Source organism: Pseudomonas sp. PICF6, from assembly GCF_009831705.1.
Taxonomy (GTDB): Bacteria; Pseudomonadota; Gammaproteobacteria; order Pseudomonadales; family Pseudomonadaceae; genus Aquipseudomonas; species Aquipseudomonas rhizophila.
Map to the genome: position 1 here is coordinate 79 of NZ_WUUD01000009.1, position 3,632 is coordinate 3,710.

Annotated in this window: 3 protein-coding genes; all 3 read left to right on the forward strand. The window is 62.1% G+C overall.

Features of this window, described 5'->3' with window-relative positions; genetic code table 11:
* The first annotated feature begins 223 nt into the window (after positions 1-223).
* A complete protein-coding gene (locus GSM73_RS03310; protein ID WP_160891560.1) occupies positions 224-1,378 on the forward strand; it encodes a mandelate racemase family protein in 1,155 nt (384 codons plus the stop codon).
* A gap of 71 nt (positions 1,379-1,449) precedes the next feature.
* Positions 1,450-3,072, forward strand: a complete 1,623-nt coding sequence (locus GSM73_RS03315) for an ABC transporter substrate-binding protein (RefSeq protein WP_107321500.1) — start codon at positions 1,450-1,452, stop codon at positions 3,070-3,072.
* 34 nt (positions 3,073-3,106) lie between these two features.
* Positions 3,107-3,632, forward strand: a 526-nt coding sequence (locus GSM73_RS26815; protein ID WP_256676685.1) for an ABC transporter permease, incomplete at its 3' end; no start/stop codon positions are given.

The window sequence follows — 3,632 nt, forward strand, 5'->3', positions numbered from 1 at the left end:
TCGCCGGTGTTCCTGTCTTTCCAAGTCCTACCTGGTAACGCTGTGGTATGACGACTTCTGTTGTTTGTGATGCGAGAAATAACCTCTTCACTATGGAAATCCCATCATCTGTTGGTTTTTGTGTGATTTACCGGTTGACAGTCTGACGGAAACGTCCGAATAATCAGCCGCGTTGTATGACGACATACAAATAAAAATCACAATACATGGTGTTCTTCCCCCTATGAGAATCACAGGCGTTCACGTCGAAGTCTTTTCCACCCCTTCGCGCCGCGCTCAAGACAGCGCCGGCCACGCTCATCCGGGCGAGGAGGTTCTGATCAAGATGGCCTTGCTGCGAATTGGCTGCGATGACGGCAGCGAGGGCTATGCCTTCGGTCCGCCTGAGTTGGTTCGTCCGCACATCATCGAGTCCTTTGTGCGCAAGGTGCTGATCGGCCGGGACCCAATGGACCGCGAAAGCATCTGGCAAGACTTGGCGCACTGGCAGCGCGGCAGCGCCGGGCAGTTCACCGACCGCGCGTTGGCGCTGGTGGAACAAGCGCTGTGGGACCTGGCCGGGCGCAAGCTCAAGTTGCCGGTACACAAGCTGATTGGCGGCTATCGCGACAAAGTGCCGGCGTACGGTTCGACGATGTGTGGCGATGATCTGCCGGGGGGCTTGTCCACGCCGGACGAGTACGGCCAGTTCGCCGAAAAACTGGTCCAGCGCGGCTACAAGGCCATCAAGTTGCACACCTGGATGCCGCCGATTTCCTTCGCCCCGAATCCGCAGATGGACATTCAAGCCTGCGCCGCCGTGCGTGAGGCAGTCGGTCCGGACACCGCGCTGATGCTCGACGGCTACCACTGGTACAGCCGCATGGACGCGCTGACCATTGGCAGGGCGCTCGAGCAACTCAATTTCGCCTGGTTCGAAGAACCGATGATGGAAGATTCCGCTGAGTCCTATGCCTGGCTGGCGGCCAATCTGGACATCCCGGTACTGGGCCCGGAAAGCATCGCCGGCAAGTTCCACAGCCGCGCCAGTTGGGTCACCCATAAGTCCTGTGACATCCTGCGCGCGGGCGTGGCCGGGGTCGGGGGGATCGGGCCGTGCCTGAAGGTGGCGCACCTGGCCGAGTCGTTCGGCATGGACTGTGAAGTCCACGGCAATGGCGCGGCGAACCTGGCTGTAGTCGGTGCAATCAGCAATTGCCGCTGGTACGAGCGCGGCCTGTTGCATCCCTTCCTCGACTACGAAGAAGTCCCTGCGCACCTCAATAGCATCGTCGACCCGATGGACGCCGACGGTTTTGTGCACCTGTCTGATCGGCCTGGGTTGGGCGAGGACATCAACTTCGCGTATATCGAGGCCAATACCTTGTCTCGACATTGATCGCGCACCACGTCCGCGGCCGATAGCTGCCCGGACGACAAGTCTTTATAAATATAAGAAAGGACTGAACCATGAAACTCTGGCCCAAGCGCCTGACCAGGCTGCTGTGTGTCACCGTGGCCCTGTGCACAGTGCAGGTGCCCGTCAGCCTGGCTCAAGGCGAAACGCCCGCCGACCAATTGGTGGTGGGCATGAGCATGATAAACCTGCTGTCCCTGGACCCCGCCGCGGCAACCGGCCTGGAGGTCGCCGAGGTTAACGCCAACGTTTATGACATGCTCCTGGAGCAGGACGCGGCGCAACCGGACACGCTGATCCCGGCCCTGGCGAAAACCTGGGAGGTCAGCCCCGACCGCATGCGCCTGACCTTCCAGTTGCGCGATGACGTGCGTTTTCACTCCGGCGCACCGCTCACCGCGCAAGACGTCGCCTGGTCGCTACAACGGGTGGTCACCCTCAACCGCGCCCTGGCTTCGACCTGGAAAGCCTACGGTTTCACCGCCGACAACGTCAGCAAACTGATGCGCGCCGAAGGGCCGCATACCTTTGTCATGGACCTGCCGCGCAGCACCGACCCGATGCTGGTGCTTAACACTCTGGCGACCTCTCCCAGCGCCTTCATCATTGATCGCTCGGTCGCTTTGCAACATCAGGTCGGTGATGATCAGGGCGCCGCGTGGCTGGCGACCCACACAGCCGGCTCCGGTGCCTTCAAGCTCGACATCTGGCGCGCCAACGACGTGATTCTGATGAGTCGTCATGACGACTATTGGCGCGGCCCCGCGAAGTTGCGCCGGGTGATCATGCGCAACATGACCGAGTCCCAGGCCTTGCGCCTGATGGTCGAGCGCGGTGACCTGGACGTCGCCCGAGGCATGGCGGCCACTGACATCAAGGCGCTGGGCAAGGTCGATGAGGTACGCATCCAGAGCATCGCCCGTGGCACGCTGTATTACGTGGCGATGAGCATGCAACAGCCGCTGTTCCAGGACATCCGCGTGCGCCAAGCCATCCGCCTGCTGATCGACTACCAGGGCATCAACGATGTGGTGATGCCGCACTACGGGGTGATCAATCAGCGGCCGATGCAACTGGGGCTGCCGGCACGCCTGGAAGATCCTGGCTATCGCCTGGATGTGGCCGAGGCGAAGCGTCTGCTGGCGGCGGCGGGGCACGCCGAAGGCTTCAAGGTGAGCATCCGCTCGCTGACCGATCCGCCGTTCATCAACATCGCCACCAGCCTGCAAGCGACGCTGGCCCAGGCAGGTATCCAGGCCACGATCATCACCGGCACGGGAAATCAGATTTACGGTGCAATGCGCGACCGCCAGTTCGACATCCTCGTCGGTCGTGGTGGTGGCGGGGCGGAGCGTCATCCGCATTCAAGCCTGCGGGCCCTGGTCTACAACCCGGACAACCGCACCGAAGCCAAGCTGAGCAACTTCCAGGGCTGGCGCACCTCGTTCTTCAACCCGCAGCTCAATCAGTTGATCGAGCAGGCCGAGCGCGAGCAAGACCCCGAGCGCCAGCGGGAAATGTACGCGCAGATCCAGACCCTCTACGACCAGCAGGCCGGAGCAATCATGCCGGTTTCACAGATGGTCGACGAAGTGGTGATCCACGCCGACGTGCGCAACTACATCGGCCATACCGCCGCCACCACACGTCTTCGGGACGTTTACAAGCAGCGCTGAAATCGACGGCCGCAGGGCCAAGGCAGGAATGAACATGTCGACTGCATCCTTTTCAATCTGGACATCCCGGGTCGCTTCGGCGTCCCGGCGCAGCGGGTCGGTGGCGGTGACGCTGCTGGGGCTGCTGCTACTGACCTTTTTCATCGGACGGGTCATGCCCCTGGACCCGGTGCTGGCCATCGTCGGCCCGGACGCTGACGCCTCGGCCTACGCCCAGGTGTATCAAGAGCTAGGCCTGGACAAACCGTTGTGGACGCAGTTCGCGATCTACCTCGGCGACCTGCTGCACGGTGACTTCGGCATGGCCTTGCTGACCGGCAACCCGGTCATCACCGACATCGCCCGGGTCTTCCCAGCCACTTTGGAACTGGCCACCCTGGCCATTCTGTTCGGCGTGTTGGCGGGCTTGCCGCTGGGCGTCTACGCGGCGACACATCAGGGGCGTGCCGGGGACCATATCGCGCGGTTGATCACGCTGTTCGGCTACTCCACGCCGATTTTCTGGATCGGCATGATGGCCTTCCTGGTGTTCTACGCCTGGCTGGGTTGGGCCGGTGGCG

Coding starts and splice junctions, on each gene's coding strand:
- GSM73_RS03310 (WP_160891560.1), top strand. CDS start 224: ATGAGAATCACAGGCGTTCACGTCGAAGTCTTTTCCACCCCTTCGCGC.
- GSM73_RS03315 (WP_107321500.1), top strand. CDS start 1,450: ATGAAACTCTGGCCCAAGCGCCTGACCAGGCTGCTGTGTGTCACCGTG.